The following is a 23,161-nucleotide window of genomic DNA, read 5'->3' as shown; positions in this document are numbered from 1 at the left end:
CTAGCAAAGCATGTGCGTATCATACTAAATGAAACCCCCTGGTGTCAGGGGGTTTTCTGTGTATTTATTTCACTCTTGAATCTTCTTCTCTTTTTACTTCTTTCTTATCTTCTTGCTTAAAGTCAACGCCTTGAACATGAACATTGACTTCTACTACTGTTAAACCAGTCATATTCTCGATTTCACGTTTTACATTATCTTGAATTGCTATTGCAACATCTGGTATCGATGAACCATACTTCACTATAATTGATACATCTACTGCTGTTTCGCGTTGTCCTACTTCTACTTTTACACCCTTTGATAGGTTCTTTCTTCCAAGTAACTCTGCAATTCCACCAACTACTCCACCACTCATACCTGCTACGCCGTCAATTTCAACAGTAGCAAGTCCAGCTATAATCTCTATGACTTCCGGTGCGATTTGGATGTTTCCTAACTCATTGGAATTCTTCATTTCCGATGGTATTGTCATTTGACACCTCCAAGATTTTACTGTGCTCAAATTATATCACAGCTACTACTCTAATTCAATTGCGTTATAGGCAATCACCTATTATATTGTATGAATTTCTAAGAATTTTGTGTTAAAATCTCCAGCAACAAATGCAGGATTCTTCAATAACTTGAGATGAAATGGAATCGTAGTCTTCACGCCTTCAATACGGAACTCAGATAAAGCTCTATGCATGCGATTAATCGCCTCATCCCTAGTTTTTCCGTGAACAATAATCTTAGCAATCATCGAATCATAGTAAGGTGTAATCTGATATCCTTGGTATGCAGCACTATCAACCCTTACACCAAAACCGCCTGGAGGTAAATATGTTGTAATTGTTCCTGGGGATGGCATGAATTTTTTGTCAGGATCTTCGGCATTAATGCGACACTCCATCGCCCAACCGTTAATTTGCACATCTTCTTGGCGAATTTCAAGTTCGTGACCAGCTGCAGCAAGGATTTGACCTCTCACTAAATCGATTCCTGTGACGTATTCCGTAACAGGATGTTCTACTTGAATACGAGTATTCATTTCCATGAAATAGAACTGTCCATGCTTATCTAAAAGAAATTCTACAGTACCTGCAGTGACATAATCTACTGCTTTTGCAGCAGACACAGCCGCTTCACCCATGCGGTTACGAATCTCTGGCTCAATAGCCGGAGATGGTGCTTCTTCCACAAGCTTTTGATGCCTTCTCTGTATCGAACAGTCACGCTCGCCTAAATGAATCACATTACCATGGCTATCCGCAAGAATTTGAATTTCGATATGTCTCGGTTCTTCTAAATACTTCTCAAGATATACCCCTGGATTGCCAAATGCCGTTGCCGCTTCTTGCTGTGCCATAGAGACCGCTTTGTGTAACTCATCTGGACTCCACGCTACCCTCATACCTTTACCGCCACCACCGGCAGTAGCCTTCACAATGACAGGGTATCCGATTTGTTCAGCAGTTTTAAGCGCTTCTTCGATATCCGTGATAATACCATCCGTACCTGGTACGATTGGTACGCCAGCTTTTTTCATCGTTTCACGAGCTGTTGCCTTAGACCCCATCGTTTCAATAGCTCTAGGTGATGGACCGATAAAAGTGATTCCGCAAGAAGCACAAACCTCTGCAAAATCAGCATTCTCAGCCATAAATCCGTATCCTGGATGAATTGCATCACAGCCCGTAATAGTAGCAACACTCATGATATTGGTCATATTTAAATACGATTCCTTAGAACTCGTAGGTCCAATACAATATGCCTCATCTGCTAATTGTACATGTAATGCATCCTGATCTGCTTGCGAATAAACGGCAACCGTTTTAATACCTAACTCACGACATGAACGAATGATTCTGACGGCTATTTCTCCTCGATTTGCAATTAATACCTTCTCGAACATATAGCCACTCCTATTCTGCACTGACTTTAAATAAGGTTTGACCATATTCAACAAGCTGTCCATTTTCTACACAAACCTCTACGATTGTGCCTCTGCATTCCGCTTCTATTTCGTTCATAAGCTTCATTGCTTCTACAATGCAAACTGTATCCTTGTCTGATACTTTATCGCCAACTTTAACATATGCTGCTGCATCTGGAGATGGTGAAGAATAGAAAGTACCTACCATTGGTGATTTAATTTCCAGTAGATTTGATTTCTTTTCTGGTGTCGTAGCTGGAGCTGCCGTAACTGCCGCCGTTGCCGCTGGAGTTTCTACAGATGCTACTGGCATATCTAATGGTTTTACAGGCTGATATACATTATGTATGATTGCGCTATCTACGCGCTCTTCTACAATTTTATTCTTTTTGATAGATAACTTGGATCCATCATTTTCAACTTCTAACTCTGTTATATTTGTGCTATCTAATAATTTAATAAGTTCGCGAATTTCTGAAATATTAAACATGCAAACCACCTCTCAATTGTTCGTAAACATAATGAACTACATTAACATTATAATGATTGTCTTTATTAAAAGCAATGCTTAAGAAAACTTACAGAAAAAGCCGGTTGCACCGGCTTATCCATTAATTCGTATTAATATTGCTTAATTAGGCTTAATGTAACTCACTTCAATATTGTCGTGAGAAAGTCCTGTGAACTCACCAATCGTATCGATGATTTGAAGGTATTGTTCTGTAGAGATTTTTTCGGCACGTAAAATCACTTGTGCTCTTTCACCTACTTGTAAATATACGCAATCTTCATAGCCTAACTCCATGATTTTCTCTTCTAACTCATCTTCAATGTTCGCTACATCGATAACTTGATCGTATAATGATTTTGCCTTCGCAACTTCTTCAGGTGAGACATTGACTCCTGCCATCACTACACGTAATTCATCTAGCAATTGAGCGCGTTCGTAATCGCGAGATAAGCGATATTCGATAAACGCATCATCTTGAGAGTTATATAGAATCACTTGCCCATCTTTTTTCTCTTCCTTATTATTTTCGTCTTTTGCCTTATCTTTATCGGCAGTCGCCTCAGTAGGCACTACATCTACTGGCTGTGTTAAATTTCCCTGCACGTAATAACCAAGCACCATCAGCGTAAGAACCATTAACGCACTGATAAACATCTTTTCTTTCTTTAATACAAAAAAGCTCATTTCATCAACTCCTTATGGACGTTTTTCGTTTGTATTCATCGGTAAAATCGATATTTTATTTGCACCTACATTTAAAGCTCGTTGAACTGCTTCTGACAATACAGCATGGGTACGAATATTGCTGGCTCCCTCTGCGACGACAATGACACCTCGTATATTAGGTTTGAGTTTCTTCATCACGACAGGGGTTTCACCACCATTATTACCTCTCAAAATAACAATTTGGTTGTCTTCCGTTAATTCTGTGACTTTTCTATTCCCCCCTTGTCGGTCTGTTTCATCAGTATTTCTCTTCGTTGAACGGATGTTAGATCCTAAAACAACCTCTTCTGTAGAATCTATGTTAACCATTACTGAAACTTGACCAACTCCAGCAACTTTTTCTAAAATTATTTCAAGTTTTTTTTCGTATAGCTCTTCATATTCTCTCATTCCTGCTGTATCAATTGTTAATTTTGATGGTGTGGAGAGAAGCTCGCTAGTTTCTTTTGGCAAACTTTGTGAGACATTAAAATCCGCTACAACTATTAATAGAACCATTCCGACTGCTCCTAGCAGCACCAACCAACGCATTGGAGTCATATTTCCTTTTAAATCCATTGTAACACCTCACTCTTCCTTTACAAGATAAATGTCGATAATATTGGGATTACATTCCAGTTTTTTGCTTAACAATTGCTTTATTTCATTAATTTCTGAATCATTCACTTTCATTTGTTTACTCGTTTGATTGGATGGTTTTGATATTTCAATCGAATCTATTTGAATGACTGAGACTTCTTGAACATCAATGTTGAGCTCGTGACTATCGTCTGTTACCTCGTGCTCTATAGGTTGTGTAGTCGTATGACTCTCATGAATTTTTGAAGCTTTCACATATACGCTTACATTCGATAATTTGAACTGTTGATTGGGTTCTTCCTGAATCTTCATCTCAACATCCACTAATGAGTAGTTGGGGTTTGCCTCCAGGACGATGCCAATACCGTCTTTAATCATGTTTTCCACAGCTACCACTGCCATATCTTGTTGTCCGTGTTGCATTCTCTGCGAAACATCATCAATCGCTGTTGCTACAATACTTTCCCCTCGCTGCCAGTCCAACATTTCTGCTGTAGAAAAACTGTAATCACTTTTCAAAATCATGAGCAAGGGCGTAAGCATCGTAACGATAATGATTAATCCGATGACTAGCTTCACATATTTTTGCATGGAGGAACTCGGCAGTAGCAAGTCCATAAAGGTCGCAAATAAAATGATCAGTACAATACCTTTTAACCAAGCGCTAATGAAATCCATGACTGTTCCTCCTTCAATAAATTTCATTTTTCTATTCTTTGCTCTTATTATCTTAGAATGGTAATTTAGAGATTGATTTCTTGAATTGAGTGATCTCCTAGCGTAAGACTACTGATAGATTTCCTGTTGCGATGATAATCGTAATTGCTAGAAAGAACATGAGCCCTACTACAGCAACTGCTGCAAAGATATATATTAGGCTTTTACCAATGATACTTAGGCACTGGATAATCGGCGAATCTCCCAACGGCTGCATCACAGCTGCAGAAAAGTTGAATATGACCGCTAGTGTCAGGATTTTAATGGCCGGAAAGGCACATATCAACAACAAGATGATCATCCCTATAATTCCGACGGTGTTTTTCAATAGTAAAGATGCACCAATCACTGTATCTGCTGCATCAGAGAACATTTTCCCTACTATTGGTACGAAGTTACCTGTGATGAATTTTGCTGTACGGATTGTGATCCCATCAGCCACAGCGCCCGCTGCGCCTTGAATTGATAGTACTCCAAGAAAGATAGTTACAAATACACCCATTAAACCTAAGCTGATGGTACGTAGAAAATTAGCTAAATGTGTTACTTTATACTTATCTGTCAAAGCACTTACAATATTCAGGACTGCTGAGAAAAAAAACAGAGGAAATATAATCGTACTTATAAAAGTACCTATGATATTTACTACGAACACAATGACCGGATGGAACATTGCAACAGACGTCACATTTCCGATTGCCGCCATAATCCCAAGTACAAGCGGTATAAGAGCGAACATAAAATTGACCATACTGTCTATTGCTTCTCGGGCATAGAATACAGCCACGTGAAAAGAGTTGATTGCTAGTACAATTAACACCATATACGCGATTGCATAAGCAACTTTACTTACAGCATTTCTTTCAAACGCATTCTGAACGTTTTCTAGCACTATACTAAAAACTGTTAGTAGAATAATACTAGATAGTAGTTTCGTATTGTACACAATTTCGTGGAATAAGTAGTGTAACAATCCCTTTAGAACATCTCGTATTTTAAATTGTTCTTCCCCTGGAAGTAGTGCTTGAAATATACTTGGCGATTGACTATCTGGCAAATATCCCCCATACTCTTGGTGCAAACGGTTCCAGTATTGCTCAATTCCTTCCGTATCTAATCGATTGATTTGCTCTTCAATTAAGGAGTTAGTAACCGATTCCGCATCGACGGCTGTGTAACCCATGCACAGGGCTATGACAATCATTACAAATGTTATCGTGACTTTTTGTATCAAATAATCTCCTCCTTAAGGGAGCAGCTGAATCACAGTTTCTATAATCACTGCTATAATTGGTAGTGCTAGTACCATAATCAAAATCTTTCCTGCTAGTTCAATCTTATTCGCTACTGTACCTTCCCCAGCATCCCGTGATATTTGTGCTCCAAATTCAGCAATATAGGCAATCCCTATGATTTTTAGAATCGTTTCCAGAAACACAATATCTATATTTGCTTGAAACGCTAGCTTTTCAATCGTTTGTATAATTACTGCTATTTTCCCTAGTAGGAAAATAAAAATTGATACACCCGTGATGATTGATAGTAGAAAAGCAATTTGCGGTTTTTGTTCTTTTAAAATGATGATTAAAATTGTTGCGACCAAACCGAAGGAAACAATTTGTAAAATTTCCAAGGTTCACACCCCTTATTGCAGTAGAAATGTTTGGCGGATTGTTTGGAATAAATCACTGATTTTGGTAGCTACCATAAAGATTATGATGATAAACCCAATCAGTGTTGTCCAATGTGCAATCTCTTCTTTCCCTGCTTGTTTGAGAATTGTATGAATAAACGCAATTGCAATCCCTATACCGGCGATTTTAAAAATAGCATCGACCTCGTACATCCTAAAACCTCCCTAAATCATTAAAATGACAATCATCATACCTGTCAAAAATCCTAAATACTTGTACATTTTCTCATGCTTTTGTTGGTCATTCCGTGCATCAGCTTCTTCACTTTGCAAATACGTTAAGGCCATGTTAATATGTTTCATCTGATTCTCTTTATCCGTTTGCCCCAATGTGTGCCCTAGTTGATATAGAATGTCATAATCACGTGCGCGAAGTGACAATATTCCATGGCTCTTCCTCCATGCCGCAAGCCACACTTGTGCAGTTGTTACATCGGAAGGTCGCAATGCTTGACTCATTTGGATGAAAATCTCACCAATTGGTTTCTCAATTCTAGAACCAATCGTTTCAAAAGCAATCGGAATTGGCGTAAGGCCATAGATGATTTCAGTTTCTAAATATTTCAGTGCGCTATAAATAATGCGTAACTCTTTCACCCTTTGACCAAATCGATTGGCAAACAGAAAGCCAATCATGGTGCTGGAGACAATGACGAGTATAATCGCTGCTGTCTTAACCAACGCCAGCCCCCCTCTGTGTAAGTTTTAATCGATTTTTATCATAGACCCCTATAATCGTCCCGACAGTTGGTGTTCGACCTAGAACGACATATCGCTCAAAAATTTTCTTTTGCAGCATATCGTTGATTGTGGGTCTCCCGAGCAATTCCTCTATACTATGCGCATGTACTGTAGTAATAAGTTGTACACCCGCATGAATGACTTCATCGATTGCTAATGCATCTGCACTTGTACCAATTTCGTCTACAGCAATAATCTGCGGCGACATCGATCGGATGAGTAGCATCATTCCTTCTACTTTCGGACAAGCATCTAATACATCTGTTCTTGGCCCTAAGTCACATTGTGGAACACCGTTAATACTACCAGCAATTTCTGAACGTTCATCAACAACGGCAACCTTATGTCCTGGAATATGATAATGCTCATTTCCTAAACTCATTTCTCGAATCACATCTCGTAATAATGTTGTCTTCCCACATTGCGGTGGTGAAACAATTAACGTATGATATGGCCTTTTCCGTATGGAATCATACAACATAGGTAGTAGGTGGGTAGCAATGCCCTTCACTTGCCTCGCGATACGAATGTTAAAGCTCGTTACGTTTTGAATTGTCCGTATTTTGTTCGTCTCTGCTATGACTTTCCCAGTCATGCCGACACGATGTCCCCCGGCAACCGTCACGTAGCCTTGGCGAAGTTGTTCCTCAATTGCATATATGGAATGGTTGCTAATCGCCTGAAGCATTTGCATACAGTCTTCCCGTGTACAGATGTACGCATCACGATAATCCGTTGTGAATCTTGGGCCGGACACATAAAGTCCCGATTGTGAAAACCTTACTTCCAATGGTTGGTGTAAGCGTATTCTGATTTCTTGTATTTCGTCTTTTTTTCCTTTTGGCATTATTGTAAATAATGCCCTAATCGCTTTCGGTAGAATCTCTTCTACTTCTTGTGCCCACATATTCTCCCTCCCTTGGACTTTACATTATAACTATGCATGCTTGACCAATTTCATGAACAAAAAAAATAAAAGCCATGCGGCTTTTATTTTAGTGGACTTGCATTTACATGATATCGTCTTCGTAGTCTTCTATATCAAGGTCTTCCTCAAGATATATAGGTTCGTTCTCATATTCATAATCATAGTCATGCATACCTAATTCTTCAATTTCTTCTTCGTAGAAATCTTCTTCTAAGATATGTAAGTCGTCGTCAATTGCTACAATATAATCTTCCATTTCATCAGATAAACTTTGAAGGTGTTGAATTTCATGGCTCATATCTTCTAACACATGAATCATTTCCTTAATCATTTTACCTTCTTTGGTGTGATAATCTAACTCTAATCCTTCCGCTAAACCCTTCATGTAAGATATTCGCTCTAACATAAAAAAACCTCCTTAAAAGGAATCTATATTGAAAATCAACCATAGTATCCCTCTTAATTAGGTTTTTACTCATAATGAATACGTATTCTTCACGCTATTATTTTCCATTAAGCTCGGTGCTATGCTAGTAAATTCAGCATAAAACTCGGGATCTAAATGTAACTTATCCGCCATCTCTTGCATGATAATCATGATTTTCTCATAGGGTAGGCCTGCTCGATAGGGACGGTCAGCCTTTAACGCCTGAAATACATCGGCAATTGCAATGAGTCTAGCTTCAATAGGAATTTGCTCTGCTACATATTGGCGATGATATCCTGTTCCATCAAGCTTCTCGTGATGGAGTGATGCCCAAGAGCAGATTTCAGAAAAGCCCTTAACCTGGCTTAAAATGATTTCTGTATAATATGGATGGAACGTAATTTGCTGAAACTCAGCTTCTGTTAATCCGCTGGTCTTGTGCAAGATCTTCGTAGGAATACCAAGTTTACCCACATCATGTAACAAAGCCGCTACTTCTAACTTATGTAGCCTTTCTCCCTTAAATCCTAAATGACGCCCAAGTTCAACAGAAAATTGTGCTACTTCAATACTGTGATTGGCGGTGTAGCTACTCTTATTGTCTACTACTTGCGCTAAACCATTGCCTATTAGTAATAACCCAGCATTGTCTACATCGACTTGATCTTGAGGACGTAAATCTTCAAGCAGTGCAATCGGGTGACTCATCGTTTCGTAAAACTCATTATATTGGACAAGTTCATAGGCAATTTTACAGAGTTCTGGATCGTACCTCCGCCCCGCTTCTGCTTGTAAATAGTTCTGCAGGGAATATGTATCTCTCCCTTTTGTATTGACAAACATCTCAATGCTGTCAGCAACATTAATAATACGGGAAACTAGTGGTATTAATTTGCCTCGAAGCCCTTCTGGTTCGCCCTTCCCATCCCAACGCTCATGATGGTACTTCACAAATGGCGATATATTTTCTAAATATGGAATGTTCGCTACAATCTTAGAACCACTAATTGCGTGTCCCCTGACCACACTTGCTTGCTCAGTCGCAGTTATCGTCCCAAGGGGCTCAGATAAGCCTATGTCATGCAACATTGCGGTGTAATAGATGTTATTCAACTCGTAGCCTTTTACTCCATAATGCATGGCGATTAAAAGCGCAATCGAAGCAGTTCTTCGTGCATGACCAAGTTGTTTCTCTTCCGCTAGGTCAAGGGCAAGGGAAAAAGCATCAATGATTTCAGCAAGCTTTAATTTCAGAGTAAAAGTTCCCGTGTCCTCACATCCTATCATCACCTATTCTAATATAGAACTTTTCTAATTCTATATTAGCAGCGTAAAGTATGTAAAGCATTATTTCCATAAACCTATGAGTATCAATATAGCGCCTGAAAAAACCAACACCAACTTCACGAAAGATATCTCACCAGCTAGACCAAACAACCCCAAGGCAGTAACTAATATCAGTACTGTCGGCCCTACTATGGCAAGTCCTGCATTAATCATCATCGCTCGTTCAACAGTGCCAAAATAAATCATAAGTATAGCAGCCGTTACTTCAATTGTTCCCGATAGTAATCGTAAAGATCCCATTCCTAACGCGATTTTCTCCATTATTATCACCTATCTTAGAGTTTGTATAATATTTATTCGTGCTACGCATGAGTTATGCTCGACTAACAAATAATAAGCGAATCATAGTAATTGTGTATCATAGATGGAGGAATAGCATGGATGAAAAGATGAAATGGTCGTTAGCTGGATTATGTTTAGTTCCTTTAGTTATGGTATTGGGAAACTCCATGTTGATTCCAGTCTTACCAGCCTTGAAAAATGAACTTGGAATCTCACAATTTGAAGCCAGTCTTATTATTACAGCTTTTTCAATTCCTGCAGGGATTGTCATTCCAGTTGCCGGCTATTTATCGGACCATTATGGACGGAAAAAAGTAATTGTACCTGCCTTGTTAGTTTATGCTTTAGGTGGCGTAATCGCAGGATTAGGCGCTGTAATTCTTAAAGAGAATTCTTATCCAGTTATTATGGCTGGGCGAGTAATACAGGGCGTTGGAGCCGCTGGAACAGCTCCCATCGCGATGGCCCTTGCAAGTGATATATTCACAGGAGCGGCAAGAAGTAAAGCACTTGGGGTCATTGAGGCATTTAATGGGTTAGGAAAAGTACTAAGTCCAATTCTCGGTTCTTTAATTGCACTGATTGTCTGGTACGCAGTGTTCTTCGCTTTTCCTTTATTGTGCATTCCTTTTGCCATCATTGTTTGGATGAAGGTTACTGAGCCTTCTGGAAATCTCAATAAGCAACCTGTAAAACAATATTTAAAAGGGATATTAAAAATTTTCAGCAAGCAAGGTGCTACTTTATTAGCAGCATTTTTAGCCGGTTCCATCACGCTTTTCATCTTGTTTGGGTTACTTTTTTACTTGTCGGATATTTTGGAAGAGAAATATCATATCGATGGTGTGTACAAAGGGTTTGTACTGGCATTGCCGTTACTTGTCATGGCGACGACCTCATATGTTACTGGTAAAAAAGTAAAAAGTAAACCTAAGAAAATGAAATCAATTGCAGTCACAGGATTAATCGTCATTGCTGTTGGAAGTGGTGCGGCAATCATAAGTACTAATACATATTTTCAAATGTCTGCTTTAATGATCATAGGCTTCGGTAGTGGGTTAGTTCTTCCCTGCTTAAATACGATTATCACTGGCTCCATCTCTGCTGAAGAGCGAGGTTTAGTCACATCATTATACGGAAGTGTAAGATTCTTCGGGGTTGCAATCGGTCCCCCAGTATTCGGTTTTCTAATGAAGATTTCTAGCCAGATTATGTTTGGTGCTATGAGTATCCTAGCTGGCATTACTGCAGCCATTGCTTTCTTCGTGATCAAAGTAAAGAAAAGTGGCTAAGATACTAAATTCACGAGCTAAATGATATAGTCAAATACACACTCTTACCCATCTCTTGCATATGCTATTGCTAAGAAATACTAGGAGTGTGTTGTTATGTATTCATCTTTTGATAAACAATGTAACGGCTATACCATGGTTATGGATAAAGGAATTGGATTTCATCAAATGAAAGATCAAATTGCAATTGCTAAACCATATATGCAATTTGTAAAATATGGATTTGGAACAAGCTGTTTATATCAGCCGGAGGCACTATTACAAAAGAATAGACTTTTGAAAGATCATGAGATTATCGCATACCCAGGAGGTACACTATTTGAGGCAGCCTATGTGAAACAACTGACGGATGTCTTTTTTGAAGAAATCATTTCATACGAATTCACTGGTGTGGAAATCTCCCATGGTACAGTCGATATTCCTGATAAAGAAAAATATGAATTTATACGTCGTGGTAAATCACTTGACTTAACAGTTCTATCTGAAATTGGCAAAAAGACAGAAACAGGCTTCCATTCTTTATTAGATTCGATTAAACATGACTTAGAGGCTGGAGCTGATTTTGTCATTTTAGAGGGACGTGAATCAGGGACAAGTGGGCTATATGATAATGAAGGTAACATTCAAGAAGAGGTTCTTGAGACACTTTCTAAAGAACCTGACTTGCTACGATATATTATATGGGAAGCTCCGTGCAAGGATCAACAGGTTGCAATAATTAACGTATTAGGTGTGGATGTCCATTTTGGAAATGTCGCTTTTGAGGATATTCTATCGGTAGCTACTTTACGTAAAGGGTTACGTAGTGATACCATGCTTACTTGTTTGAAATAAAGTTTCTTTGCTTGCTAAAATCTACTGCGTTAAGCTATAACATAAAATCCAATCCATGTAATGAATAAACTATCTTCTGCATATTGTATAGTAATGGACAGGAAGATAAGGGTGATACAATGGGTGGGCAAATCGCGTTAGTGATACTAATAATAGTTGGTCTGATTGGTCGCTCCCACATTATAGCGACTGCGGCCAGCTTTTTATTAATTATGAAATTGACAAGCCTTGAACGATACTTCCCTGCGATTGAGCGTAGAGGCTTAGAGGTTGGGTTATTATTTCTAACGATGGCAGTGCTGGTGCCTTTTGCAAACGGCAAAGTACAATCGAAAGATGTTGTAGATGTATTTACATCTTGGATTGGCATCCTAGCTTTAGTAAGTGGGGCTATTGCTACATATATGAATTATCATGGGCTAACGTTATTAAAATACGATCCAGAATTGATGGTTGGATTAGTGGTAGGATCAATTATAGGCATTGTGTTTTTCAAAGGTATACCCGTCGGTCCTTTAATGGCCGCTGGGTTAACAGCATTCTTCTTGAAACTATTCCAATACTTCCTAAAATAGAAAGAATACAAGCTTCGCCATTTGTAACATCTGACATAAAAAAACTACTGCGTGTTTCGATGCAGTAGTTTTTTCTCTTTTAATATTGAGTGATTTATATATTATGCTCTTGAAACGTATGATCCAGAGCGCGTATCGATTATTAACTTATCCCCTTGGTTAATGAATAAAGGAACTTGTACAAGTACGCCTGTTTCCATTGTAGCATTCTTCGTAGCACCAGTCGCAGTATCACCTTTAATGCCAGGCTCTGTTTCTGTTACTTCTAAGATAACGGTATTTGGTAATTCAACGCCAATTACCTCACCATTGTAAATTACCACATATACGTTCATGTTCTCTAATAAAAATTTAAGTTCGCGCTCAATTTGCTTTGCACTTAAATTCATTTGCTCATATGTATCAGTATCCATGAAAGTATACTCATCAGCACTATTGTACAGATATTGCATTTGCTTTGTCTGCACAGAAGCCTTTGGTACCTTTTCACCAGCTCTAAATGTGTTTTCTTTTACAGAGCCATTTTTGACATTTTTAAGTTTTGCTCTTACAAATGCCGCTCCCTTACCTGGTTTAACGTGCTGGAAATCGATGATTTGCCATGCTTGATTATCCAGTTCAATTGTCATACCAGTTTTAAAGTCGTTTGTTGAAATCATTGGAATCCTCCTAAAGTTCTAATAAATGCTTAGGGGTAGAATTTAAAATCATACACCCATTATTTTCTATTACAACATCATCTTCTATGCGCACACCACCGAAATTCGGAATATAAATTCCTGGTTCTACGGTTACTACCATACCCGGAATTAATATCGTATCACTGGTAGGACTTAACCTTGGACCTTCGTGAACTTCTTGTCCTAGGCCATGACCAAGGCCGTGTCCGAAATATCCACGATAACCATTTTGATAAATATAGTTTCGGGCAATTTCATCCACATTCTTCCCTGTCATCCCTGCTTTTATATTATCAAGTACTAACTGCTGTGCTGTCAAGACTGTCTGATAAATTTCTTTTTGCCTATTGGATGCTTTCCCTGCTACGACAGTTCGAGTCATATCCGAACAATACCCATTAAGCTTAATACCGAAATCAATAGTTATAAAGTCCCCTGGCTCAATCATTTTATTCGTTGCTACTCCATGAGGTAATGCGGAACGCTTTCCACTGGCGACAATGATATCAAAGGCAAGCTGCTGTGCACCACGTTTCTTGACATAGAATTCAAGGGCGAGTGCAATCTCGATTTCACGGATACCTGGTCGAATCATTCCAAGAACTGACTGAAACGCTTCATCCGTCAGTTGAGTAGCTTGTTTGATACCGGATATTTCTGAAGCATCTTTTACCATACGTAATATCGCGATAAGGTCATTCGTAGGTTTCAGATCGATGTTGTTCCATTGCTCTTTCCAGAGTGTATATGTATCAAAAGTAGTATTAGAAGAATCAAATCCTAGCTCTTGAATACTCTGTTGCTGTAGCCATTGAACAATTGTCTTCCAATACAGCGAATCGTGTTCGATCACTCGTATGGAAACACCGCCTTTGTTGATTTGCTCCTTCGCTTGTTCCATGTAACGTGAGTCTGTAAAAAGTACCGCATCATTAGCCGTTACCAATAAGTAGCCGCTGGTGCCGGTAAAATTCGATATATATTGGCGATTTTCTTGTTTCGTAGTAATGTATGCATCAAGGGATTGCTTCTGTAAAAGCTGGCGCAATTTTTCAAGTCGATTTTGAAACAAAATCTCCCCACCTTATCCTTTTGTTTTTTGTAAGTGTTGAATTAATGCCTGGCAACCCAAGATATAACTATATGCTCCAAAACCAGTAATCTGACCTACACACACTGGAGATAGAACGGAATGATGACGAAATTCTTCCCTACTATAGATGTTTGATAGGTGCACTTCGATTACTGGCACTTTGACGGAGCTGATTGCATCACGTATAGCAATACTGTAATGTGTGAATGCCCCTGGATTCATAACGATCCCATCATACTTTCCTTCGGCGTTATGGATTTGGTCAATTAGTGCTCCCTCATGGTTCGATTGATACGCTTCCATGGTATACCCTTTTTCTTTTACAAACAGATCAATATTCTGTTCGATATCTGCTAATGTTTGTGTACCATAAACCTCCGGCTCTCTTTTACCTAAACGGTTAAGATTTGCTCCGTGAAGAACCAATATTTTCCCGAACATTGTTTTTCCCCCTTGATATTTTTCTACCTATCACGTGAATAAATATTCAACTACAATAATCCAACTACGTGTATTTCAACTACATATATTTCAACTTTATATCTTCCTGAATATAATTTAATGACACATTGAGTATCCACAGCTTACACATTTAGAGCAGCCCTCTTCGTACTGTAGCTTGCCGTTACATTCCGGGCATTCTGGAATTGTTGCTAAATCGATGGCTGTGATATTACGCTCCATCTCTTTCCCTGTCTTCTTGAAATGTAGGTAGCGCTCAAGGGCAATCGCAATACCATCAGGGCCTGATAACACCATTCCTCCATGAAACCATGTCGGCGATGATGCACGAATTCCACGCAATTGCTTGATAATTTCTTCAACGGAAATTCCTGCTCGTAGAGATATTGAAATCAATCGTGCAATTGCTTCATTATTAGCAGCCGCATCGCCACCTGACTTCCCGGTCTGGGCAAATACTTCGCAAATTCCATATTCATCTTCATTAATCGTTACATACATATTGCCATAAGCTGTTGGAATTCTTTCCGTGCGGCCAAAGGTCGTATCTGGTCTAGGACGAACTTCCGTACCTATAATCGCTTTTTCGTTACGCGTTTCACTAATAGGATGGATAGGCGTATGGATAGGATTATTGCTAGTTGTCTGTTTAGTAGTATTCGATGTGCTTAGAACTTGGCCACTTCTACTACCATCACGATATACTGTAATTCCTTTACAGCCAAGCTGGTAAGCAAGAATAAATGCTTGACTGATGTCATCTTGAGTTGCATCATGAGGGAAGTTTACTGTTTTCGAAACTGCATTATCTGTATATTCTTGAAATGCCGCTTGCATGCGCACATGTGCTTCTGGTGTTATATCATGTGCCGTTACGAACAATGCTTGAATGTCTTGCGGTACTTCGTTGAATCCTTGTACTGATCCAGTACGCGCAATCCTTTCAATGAGCTCTTTTGAATAAAATCCCTTTTGCTCGGCTAACTCTTTAAAATATGGATGGACTTCTACAAGCTTTTGCCCATCTAAAATTGTCCTCGTAAACGCGATAGAATACAGCGGCTCTATGCCTGAAGAGCTACTGGCAAGGATACTTAATGTACCCGTTGGCGCGATTGTAGTGAGTGTTGCATTCCGTAACGGAAGATGCTTGCTTGCTTGCTGATAGATACTATTAGGGAAATTTGGGAACATGCCACGCTTCTCAGCTAATGTATTCGATGCATTTCTTGCTTCTTGACGAATAAATCCCATGACATCTTTCGCTGTCTGAATTGCTTGTGTCGATTGATATGGCAGGCCTAATTGAATCAGCATATCGGCAAACCCCATAACTCCTAGACCAATCTTGCGATTTGCTTTCGTGATTTGCTCAACTTCTGGCAAGGGATATTGATTCATATCAATGACATTATCTAAGAAATGTATGGCTGTATGTATCACTTGCTTCAACCGATCATAATCAATTGCTTGGTTCCTCACGAACTTACTAAGATTTACTGATCCTAAATTGCAGGATTCATAGGGTAGTAGTGGTTGTTCACCACAAGGATTAGTGCTTTCTATATCTCCTACTGCAGGTGTTGGGTTATCCTGATTAATCCGATCTAGAAATACAATCCCTGGTTCACCATTATCCCAGGCCATTTCTACAAGTAAGTCAAATACCTTTTGTGCCGATAGCTCTTCTACAACATGTCCCTGTTTTGGATGAACTAACGGATAATTCTCACTGTTCACAACCGCATCCATAAATGATTGTGTAATTCCTACAGAAAAATTAAAATTCGTAAATTCTTCTTTATTTTTCTTGGCTTTTATAAATTCAATAATGTCTGGATGGTCCACTCTTAAAATTGCCATGTTGGCCCCTCTTCGAGTGCCTCCTTGTTTCACTACATCCGTCGCAGTATTAAAAATCTTCATAAAAGAAAGCGGGCCACTCGCTACCCCGCCCGTTGTCCTTACAATATCATGTTTCGGGCGAAGACGAGAAAATGAAAATCCAGTCCCACCACCGCTCTTATGTATTAACGCCGCATATTTTAACGCATCGAATATACCTTCCATCGAATCTTCTACAGGAAGTACGAAACAAGCCGAAAGCTGCTGCAGTTCATTCCCTGCATTCATCAACGTCGGAGAGTTCGGTAGGAATTCTAAACTATCCATGATTTCAAAAAATCCTTGCTCTACTTCAGCCACTTGTTCAGGGCTTTTCTGGTAATTATAATCCGCTTGTGCTACATTTTGCGCTACTCTTTTCAGTAATTGTTCAGGAGTTTCTATGACTTGTCCGTTTTCTTTTTTTAGATATCGCTTTTCTAATACGATTCTAGCATTTTGACTGAGCTCCATAGAACGTCACTCCCTTGGAAATGGTAACTTTAATAAATGGTAACATTAACAATTGGTGATTTTCCCTTGAAGTGAACAAGGTAAATTCAAATCACTCTGCTGTATCTTATGAAATATTTCCTCTGGTTTATTCACTTCTTGTAATAGCAAATGAATCCACTGGGGAATGTCTTTTCGTAAAGAGTAAATTACCCAAGATCCCTGTTTATTTTCCGTAACCAACCCTGCATGTTTCATTTTACGCAAATGCTGCGATATAGATGGTTGTGTCTTTTCTAATCCGTAAGTCAACTCACACACACAGCAATCCCTTACGTAAAGCATCGATAGAATTTGCAGACGTGTTTCATCCGCAAGTGCCTTTAGCATTTCTACACGCAAATTCATTAGGACATTCACCCCTAGCCTATTTTTTATTATCATACTGTAATTCTTTCGTTCTAGCAATTCACTATCGTCGATAATTCCATTGGTGAGTTCCATATTTATTTGCCACTAGGGATAGGGCGAGCTTTTTTTCCTCATCTAAGAGTCTTTCTGCCTTTAGATGCACTGCGAAAACCTCCTGAAATCCTTTGCAAAATGCGTGTATTACTTGTTCTGAAGACACTTCTCCTAACACAACTTCTTCAAGGTATGACGCCTTTGTTTCATACCTTTTTCTCATATGTTTCCGCTCTTCAACGGATTCAAACTTTAACACATCGAATAAATCATACGCGTGGTTCTTTATCGGTATCGAGCCATGCTGTAAAATGACTCCTGCTTCTCGCTTTTGTGCGCTCCCGACAATTTTCTTCCCATCGATGAGAAGTTCATACTTTGCTGGAGTATCAAAGCAGGCAGATGTCTGATGGTGCATTTTTTCCACATTAGATTTCCACGAAGTTTCTATTTGTAAATAGCGAAAGCCTACTTGCAAGCATTGGCTAATCTTTCGGTAGGAATCATTCGTCCCCGGGGGCAGTTTCGCATGCTGTTCTGGTATAACGATACTATAGGTGATTTCATTGCTATGTAGGACGGTCCGTCCCCCTGTTTGTCTTCTTATGATATCCATGTTTCTCTCTTTTAGCGCTTGCCCATCAATCTCTCGCTCTAAAAACTGAAAATATCCGATTGAAATTGTTGGCCGTGCCCACTGATAAAATCTTAAAGTAGGTCTGTTAACACTCGTATAAAGGGTATGAATCGCTTCATCAATTGCCATATTCATACTTCCCGCAAGTGGCTCCTGGTCTATTATTAACCGCCATTCTTCCATTCATAACACCTACTCTTCGTAAAACCTATTTTTCTTAAAACTTAACTTTTCAAGTCCGAAACATCGATGATTTCCGCATCCAATATTGCTTGCTTCACTTGCTCTACATTTAATGCGTATGGGTAATTATATAAAGTTTTTCCCGGTTTCTCATTATAGTATGGTCGGTTACAATCATCACAACCAGTCGTTTCAAACGCCTTGCCGCTCGTATCCAATAAAACCTCTACTATTTGGTGTTTCGTTAGTCCAAAATCGATAATCTTACCTGCGGTATCGAATTGTAAATGTTCATACTGTGTCTTGTGGTTCATTAATAAGTACAGGGCGATCTGTACTCTTCGATAGTGTCCAATTACTGGTGCAGGCTGAAACTGTAGTGCCGTTCCTTTAATGGGTGTAAAAGCAAATAATGCGATTGTTATATGCTTTTGCAAGAGTCTATCAATCATTTCCACCATCTCTTGCTCAGTTTCTCCTAAACCAACAATTAAGTGGGTACTCATACGATTCGGGAAATATTGCGCAGCAGTCGTTAGCAGTTTGAGGCGATGTTCTAAAGAGCCACCTTTTACTGATTGAAAAATCTTTGGATTGACCGCATCCAAAGCAATACTCACTTTCTCTACACCCATATCTAGTAAATCTTGAATTTCATCCAAGCTATTTATATCTGCAGAAACGCATATTGGAATTGTTGATTGTTGTGTAATGGCTCCTACAACTTCTTCAATGTACTGTTTCGCCTCAGGATTACGTACGACTTGCAAACAGGTACGCCTCACGCGTTTTTGCTGATACGCGGTTTCTATCTTTGCTGCAATCGATTGGATATCCTGTTCAGGCCAAGAAATTCTCCCTAATACATTTGCTTTTGCCTGACTGCTTGTTGCTTGCGCACAAAAGGAGCATCGATTCTGACATTCACCTTCTGATAACAAATATGCAGTTGTAGATGTTGCATCTACACGACTCTTTCGTATACCAAGTGCTTGTAATGTTCCCGCTGAAACCTTAATCCGTTGGTTAGCTTCACTCATAACACACAGCACTCCTCGCCCTTTATTGCCGTTAACTGCAGTTGTTCTGCTAGCATTCTCGCTGGTGCAGTAGGGATCACCATCCGATTCACTCCTGCTTGAATGGCTAAACAGTCCAGCTTCGCACGATAGGCTCCTTTCGGACGCATGCAACCAAGAGAGATTGGAATATTCGGGAACATAAGTCTTGCCTTAGCAATCAGTTCTATGACTTCTTCTATAACAGGTGGCTGTCTATCTGCATATCTTGTGCCCTTAGTAGGTATGAATACAATGAAAACGATAGATTCCGCTCCATGCCGTTGCAAAATCTCTAATGCATGGAATTCATGCCCTAGCTTTCCTCCGCGTAGCCCAATACATATATGTGGGACTACTTGAGTATGTTTACGGAGTTCCACATAGCAATCCTCGTAATCCTTGACACAACAATCCGTACCATATACCTCCGCAATCGTTTCATCATCTCCTACGAGATCATATGATACGATATCTGCAACATCGGCGACCTTGCGAATCTGTTCTTGATTCATGACCCCTACATGCATATTTACTGTTTTATGACCGTGAAGCTGTTGCTTCAATGACTCGATATAAGGCATCTCACTCATTACATTGACTGCTCCATGGTGATTACAGCCACCACTGATTAGACAGGACTGTGCACTTTTACTTGCTATTGCTTGATGTGCTGTCTGCTTGTCTGCCATTCCCTTTAAGTAATGACCTCCACAATGAGCGCAATCAAGCTCACAATGAGAGCCTGTTAAGCTGACAGCAGGTGTCCGCTCTGGGTAATCGAAGTGAATTGTCATGGGAAAATTCATCTGTCGAACCTTCCAACTTTCGCTCAAGAGTTGTACTAATGGAGAAGCGATGTGAAGGATTGGTTCCATTTATACATTCTCCTTCTGCCATTTTACGATTGGAGTACGAGCAGCCTTCGTTTCATCAAATCTTTTATATGAAGTGGTCTTGGGAGCCTCTAATATTTCCTCTGGATTCTCCATTATATCTTGTGCAATCTTAATCATAACTTGAACGAACTGGTCTAATGTTTCCTTGCTCTCTGTCTCTGTTGGTTCAATCATAATCGCCTCATCAATAATCAATGGAAAATAGATTGTCGGAGGATGGTAACCGTAATCTAATAGTCGCTTGGCAATATCGATAGCACGTACACCTTGTTTCTTTTGATTAGATGCGGATAATACAAATTCATGCATACATACTTGATCAAACGGAAGGTAGTAGTGCTTTTTCAGTTCATTCATCATATAGTTGGCGTTAAGTACTGCATTCTCAGAAACTGCTTGTAAGCCTTCCGGCCCCATCGTTCGAATATAGGCATATGCTCGCACTAGCACACCAAAATTCCCATAAAATCCTTTACTTTTACCGATTGACTGTGGTGCATCATAATTCAGAAAGTATAGTTCTTCCTGTTTCTCAATCCTTGGTACTGGCAGATAAGGGACAAGCTTTGATGCCACACCAACAGGGCCCGCCCCTGGTCCACCACCACCATGAGGAGTTGCGAATGTTTTATGGAGATTTAGATGCACAACATCAAACCCCATGTCCCCAGGACGAGTTTGCCCAATGATAGCGTTGAGATTCGCACCATCGTAATATAACAATCCACCGCAAGCATGCACCATATCGGCAATTTCTGTAATATTTTCTTCAAATAAACCTAACGTACTAGGGTTGGTTAGCATGAGGGCTGCTACATCACTATCTAAATGCTTTCGTAATTCATTCAAGTCAACTGCCCCATATAAATTGGAGCGGATTGTTACGACATCATATCCTGCGACTGTGGCACTTGCAGGATTCGTGCCATGGGCTGTATCTGGGACTATTACCTTCGTGCGCTTCTCTCCTCTAGCCTCATGATACGCTCGAATCATCATCAGACCCACCCACTCGCCATGTGCGCCAGCTGCAGGCTGCAGTGAAAACTGCTCCATGCCTGTGATTTCTGATAAATCTCTTTGTAGCTCATATAGTAACTGCAATGCACCTTGCACGTTGGAAGAATCCTGATAGGGATGAATATTAGTAAAACCCGAAAGACCTGCAACATCTTCGTTGATTTTCGGATTATATTTCATCGTACAAGATCCTAATGGATAAAAGCCGTTATCGACACCAAAATTCCTTCTCGAAAGTGCAGTATAATGGCGCACTAGCTCCACTTCACTTACTTCTGGTAAATCTACAGGCTGTATCCTTATGAAGTTCTCAGGCAACATCTGATTCAATTCCTTAAAAGGTACATCCATCTTCGGAACAGTACTTGCTCTTCGCCCTTCCTTGGAGATTTCAAAAATCAAGGGATGTGTCATAGAATCTCCTCCAATGCCTGAACCAATTGATCCATTTGTTGTTTGGTACGTTTTTCCGTAACAGCAATTAACATGTGTCTTTCTAACTCTATGGCGACCTTTCCTAAGTCATATCCGCCAATGATTTTTCTTTTTAAAAGCTTCGCGTTTACTTCCTCAATGTCTTGCGGCAATTGAATCACGAATTCATTAAAAAACGGCGTGTTAAAAGGAAATTCTATTTTAGAGTTTGTGTGTAGTCTATCAAATAAATAATGTGCTTTTTGCATATTGGTCTCACTCAATTCACGAAAACCTGTCTTCCCTAATGCAGATAAATAGATGGTCGCAGTAAGAGCATTAAGGGCTTGATTCGAGCAAATATTGGAGGTCGCCTTTTCTCTGCGAATATGTTGCTCCCTTGCCTGCAGGGTCAGAACATACCCTCGCTTCCCTTGCGCATCGAAAGTTTGACCTACAATACGGCCAGGAATCTTACGCATCAGCGAATTCGTGGTCGCAAAAAAACCTAGGTATGGACCACCAAATGACAATGGATTCCCTAATGGCTGTCCTTCACCCACTACAATGTCGGCACCAAAATCTCCTGGGGAACGTAGCATGCCTAACGCGATTGGATTAGTTGATATAACAAACAAAGCTTTTTGTGCATGTATAATTTCACGAATCGCTTGTAAATCTTCAATACCACCGAAAAAGTTGGGATATTGAATGAGCATAGCGGCTACATTCTCATTAAGCATATTCTGGAGGGCTCCTAGATCTGTTTGCCCGTTTTTCCAAGGGATTTGTTCAACCTCAATCCCTTGGCCCTTACAATACAGTTGAATGACCTGACGAGATTCCGGATGAATCGTCTCGGATACTAGAATCTTTTTCTTACCTGTGCTGGCTGCAGCCATAGTGGCAGCTTCTGCTAGAGCTGTTTGACCATCATACATTGACGCATTGACGACTGGTAGACCCGTTAAATGACTAATCATCGTCTGATATTCAAAAATAGCTTGTAATATTCCCTGGGAAATTTCTGGCTGATATGGAGTATAGGCCGTATAGAATTCTGATCGTTTCACTAAATGCGGTACTACGCTAGGAATATAATGATCATACGCACCTGCACCAAGAAACATTGCATACTCATCTGTCGTTGCATTCTTCCTAGCTAAATCCCCCATACTCAACATCAATTCGTCTTCTCTTTGAGCGGGTGGAATTTGTAGTGTGCCTTGATAACGTAAAGGCTCTGGAATCGTATCAAATAAATCTTCCACCGATGCTACTCCTATAGCTGAAAGCATTTCTTTTCTATCTGCATCTGTATTGGGTATGTACCGGAAGCTCAT

The 23,161-nt window shown here is 39.7% G+C and carries 27 protein-coding genes; 3 read left to right on the top strand and 24 right to left on the bottom strand.

What is annotated here, in order from left to right; all coding sequences use genetic code 11:
- Window positions 1-64: 64 nt before the first annotated feature.
- The 14 genes from BHU72_RS06055 to BHU72_RS05990 form a co-directional block, all read right to left on the bottom strand.
- A complete protein-coding gene (locus tag BHU72_RS06055) occupies window positions 65-475 on the bottom strand; it encodes an Asp23/Gls24 family envelope stress response protein (protein WP_069701743.1) in 411 nt (136 codons plus the stop codon).
- Between the two features lie 81 nt (window positions 476-556).
- A complete protein-coding gene (accC, locus tag BHU72_RS06050; protein WP_069701742.1) occupies window positions 557-1,897 on the bottom strand; it encodes an acetyl-CoA carboxylase biotin carboxylase subunit in 1,341 nt (446 codons plus the stop codon).
- 10 nt (window positions 1,898-1,907) lie between these two features.
- Window positions 1,908-2,408 carry an acetyl-CoA carboxylase biotin carboxyl carrier protein gene (accB, locus tag BHU72_RS06045; RefSeq protein ID WP_069701741.1) on the bottom strand — a complete coding sequence of 167 codons (501 nt, stop codon included), beginning with the start codon at window positions 2,406-2,408 and terminating at the stop codon, window positions 1,908-1,910.
- Window positions 2,409-2,549: 141 nt separating this feature from the next.
- Window positions 2,550-3,113 carry a SpoIIIAH-like family protein gene (locus BHU72_RS06040; RefSeq protein ID WP_069701740.1) on the bottom strand — a complete coding sequence of 188 codons (564 nt, stop codon included), beginning with the start codon at window positions 3,111-3,113 and terminating at the stop codon, window positions 2,550-2,552.
- 12 nt (window positions 3,114-3,125) lie between these two features.
- Window positions 3,126-3,713 (bottom strand): stage III sporulation protein AG, encoded by a 588-nt coding sequence (gene spoIIIAG / locus BHU72_RS06035; RefSeq protein WP_069701739.1) that lies wholly within the window; start codon window positions 3,711-3,713, stop codon window positions 3,126-3,128.
- A 9-nt stretch (window positions 3,714-3,722) separates the two neighbouring features.
- Window positions 3,723-4,412 carry a stage III sporulation protein AF gene (spoIIIAF, locus tag BHU72_RS06030; RefSeq protein WP_069701738.1) on the bottom strand — a complete coding sequence of 230 codons (690 nt, stop codon included), beginning with the start codon at window positions 4,410-4,412 and terminating at the stop codon, window positions 3,723-3,725.
- Window positions 4,413-4,509: 97 nt separating this feature from the next.
- Complete coding sequence (spoIIIAE, locus tag BHU72_RS06025; RefSeq protein WP_069701737.1) at window positions 4,510-5,685, bottom strand: stage III sporulation protein AE; 1,176 nt, start codon at window positions 5,683-5,685, stop codon at window positions 4,510-4,512.
- A gap of 12 nt (window positions 5,686-5,697) precedes the next feature.
- Window positions 5,698-6,084 (bottom strand): stage III sporulation protein AD, encoded by a 387-nt coding sequence (spoIIIAD, locus tag BHU72_RS06020; RefSeq protein WP_069701736.1) that lies wholly within the window; start codon window positions 6,082-6,084, stop codon window positions 5,698-5,700.
- A 12-nt stretch (window positions 6,085-6,096) separates the two neighbouring features.
- Window positions 6,097-6,297 (bottom strand): stage III sporulation protein AC, encoded by a 201-nt coding sequence (gene spoIIIAC, locus BHU72_RS06015; protein ID WP_069701735.1) that lies wholly within the window; start codon window positions 6,295-6,297, stop codon window positions 6,097-6,099.
- A gap of 12 nt (window positions 6,298-6,309) precedes the next feature.
- Window positions 6,310-6,825 carry a stage III sporulation protein SpoIIIAB gene (gene spoIIIAB / locus BHU72_RS06010; protein WP_069701734.1) on the bottom strand — a complete coding sequence of 172 codons (516 nt, stop codon included), beginning with the start codon at window positions 6,823-6,825 and terminating at the stop codon, window positions 6,310-6,312.
- Window positions 6,818-7,792, bottom strand: coding sequence for a stage III sporulation protein AA (spoIIIAA, locus tag BHU72_RS06005; RefSeq protein ID WP_069701733.1), 975 nt, complete (start codon window positions 7,790-7,792; stop codon window positions 6,818-6,820). The genes spoIIIAB and spoIIIAA overlap by 8 nt, the downstream gene beginning before the upstream one ends.
- Window positions 7,793-7,895: 103 nt before the next feature.
- Window positions 7,896-8,219 carry a CD1247 N-terminal domain-containing protein gene (locus BHU72_RS06000; protein ID WP_069701732.1) on the bottom strand — a complete coding sequence of 108 codons (324 nt, stop codon included), beginning with the start codon at window positions 8,217-8,219 and terminating at the stop codon, window positions 7,896-7,898.
- A gap of 69 nt (window positions 8,220-8,288) precedes the next feature.
- Window positions 8,289-9,527 (bottom strand): HD-GYP domain-containing protein, encoded by a 1,239-nt coding sequence (locus tag BHU72_RS05995; protein WP_069701731.1) that lies wholly within the window; start codon window positions 9,525-9,527, stop codon window positions 8,289-8,291.
- 60 nt (window positions 9,528-9,587) lie between these two features.
- On the bottom strand, window positions 9,588-9,848 hold the full coding sequence (locus BHU72_RS05990; protein WP_069701730.1) for a YqhV family protein: 261 nt from the start codon (window positions 9,846-9,848) through the stop codon (window positions 9,588-9,590).
- A 116-nt stretch (window positions 9,849-9,964) separates the two neighbouring features.
- Here BHU72_RS05990 and BHU72_RS05985 point away from each other — a divergent pair, with 116 nt between their 5' ends.
- The 3 genes from BHU72_RS05985 to BHU72_RS05975 all read left to right on the top strand — a co-directional run bounded on the left by BHU72_RS05985 (window position 9,965) and on the right by BHU72_RS05975 (window position 12,570).
- Window positions 9,965-11,161 (top strand): MFS transporter, encoded by a 1,197-nt coding sequence (locus tag BHU72_RS05985; protein ID WP_069701729.1) that lies wholly within the window; start codon window positions 9,965-9,967, stop codon window positions 11,159-11,161.
- A 96-nt stretch (window positions 11,162-11,257) separates the two neighbouring features.
- Window positions 11,258-11,995 (top strand): phosphosulfolactate synthase, encoded by a 738-nt coding sequence (locus tag BHU72_RS05980; RefSeq protein ID WP_069701728.1) that lies wholly within the window; start codon window positions 11,258-11,260, stop codon window positions 11,993-11,995.
- Window positions 11,996-12,114: 119 nt separating this feature from the next.
- Window positions 12,115-12,570, top strand: coding sequence for a DUF441 domain-containing protein (locus tag BHU72_RS05975; RefSeq protein ID WP_069701727.1), 456 nt, complete (start codon window positions 12,115-12,117; stop codon window positions 12,568-12,570).
- 101 nt (window positions 12,571-12,671) lie between these two features.
- On the opposite strand, the gene efp is transcribed toward BHU72_RS05975, so the two are convergent.
- From efp to gcvPA, 10 genes are all read right to left on the bottom strand, one after another.
- Complete coding sequence (efp, locus tag BHU72_RS05970; protein ID WP_069701726.1) at window positions 12,672-13,229, bottom strand: elongation factor P; 558 nt, start codon at window positions 13,227-13,229, stop codon at window positions 12,672-12,674.
- Between the two features lie 10 nt (window positions 13,230-13,239).
- Window positions 13,240-14,322 carry a M24 family metallopeptidase gene (locus tag BHU72_RS05965; RefSeq protein ID WP_069701725.1) on the bottom strand — a complete coding sequence of 361 codons (1,083 nt, stop codon included), beginning with the start codon at window positions 14,320-14,322 and terminating at the stop codon, window positions 13,240-13,242.
- Window positions 14,323-14,334: 12 nt separating this feature from the next.
- Window positions 14,335-14,784 carry a type II 3-dehydroquinate dehydratase gene (gene aroQ, locus BHU72_RS05960; protein ID WP_069701724.1) on the bottom strand — a complete coding sequence of 150 codons (450 nt, stop codon included), beginning with the start codon at window positions 14,782-14,784 and terminating at the stop codon, window positions 14,335-14,337.
- Window positions 14,785-14,901: 117 nt separating this feature from the next.
- Window positions 14,902-17,163 carry a vitamin B12-dependent ribonucleotide reductase gene (locus BHU72_RS05955; RefSeq protein WP_069701723.1) on the bottom strand — a complete coding sequence of 754 codons (2,262 nt, stop codon included), beginning with the start codon at window positions 17,161-17,163 and terminating at the stop codon, window positions 14,902-14,904.
- Between the two features lie 45 nt (window positions 17,164-17,208).
- Window positions 17,209-17,550 (bottom strand): ArsR/SmtB family transcription factor, encoded by a 342-nt coding sequence (locus tag BHU72_RS05950; RefSeq protein ID WP_069702026.1) that lies wholly within the window; start codon window positions 17,548-17,550, stop codon window positions 17,209-17,211.
- A gap of 64 nt (window positions 17,551-17,614) precedes the next feature.
- A complete protein-coding gene (locus tag BHU72_RS05945) occupies window positions 17,615-18,427 on the bottom strand; it encodes a lipoate--protein ligase family protein (protein WP_069701722.1) in 813 nt (270 codons plus the stop codon).
- Between the two features lie 41 nt (window positions 18,428-18,468).
- Complete coding sequence (gene lipS2 / locus BHU72_RS05940) at window positions 18,469-19,467, bottom strand: LipS2 family lipoyl synthase (RefSeq protein ID WP_069701721.1); 999 nt, start codon at window positions 19,465-19,467, stop codon at window positions 18,469-18,471.
- Complete coding sequence (gene lipS1, locus BHU72_RS05935) at window positions 19,464-20,363, bottom strand: LipS1 family lipoyl synthase (RefSeq protein ID WP_069701720.1); 900 nt, start codon at window positions 20,361-20,363, stop codon at window positions 19,464-19,466. The genes lipS2 and lipS1 overlap by 4 nt, the downstream gene beginning before the upstream one ends.
- Complete coding sequence (gcvPB, locus tag BHU72_RS05930) at window positions 20,364-21,818, bottom strand: aminomethyl-transferring glycine dehydrogenase subunit GcvPB (RefSeq protein ID WP_069701719.1); 1,455 nt, start codon at window positions 21,816-21,818, stop codon at window positions 20,364-20,366. It lies immediately after the preceding gene.
- On the bottom strand, window positions 21,815-23,161 hold the full coding sequence (gene gcvPA, locus BHU72_RS05925) for an aminomethyl-transferring glycine dehydrogenase subunit GcvPA (protein WP_069701718.1): 1,347 nt from the start codon (window positions 23,159-23,161) through the stop codon (window positions 21,815-21,817). Before gcvPA ends, gcvPB begins: the two co-directional genes overlap by 4 nt.

The organism is Desulfuribacillus stibiiarsenatis (genome assembly GCF_001742305.1).
Lineage (GTDB): Bacteria > Bacillota > Bacilli > Desulfuribacillales > Desulfuribacillaceae > Desulfuribacillus_A > Desulfuribacillus_A stibiiarsenatis.
This window is presented reverse-complemented; position numbering and strand designations above follow the sequence as displayed.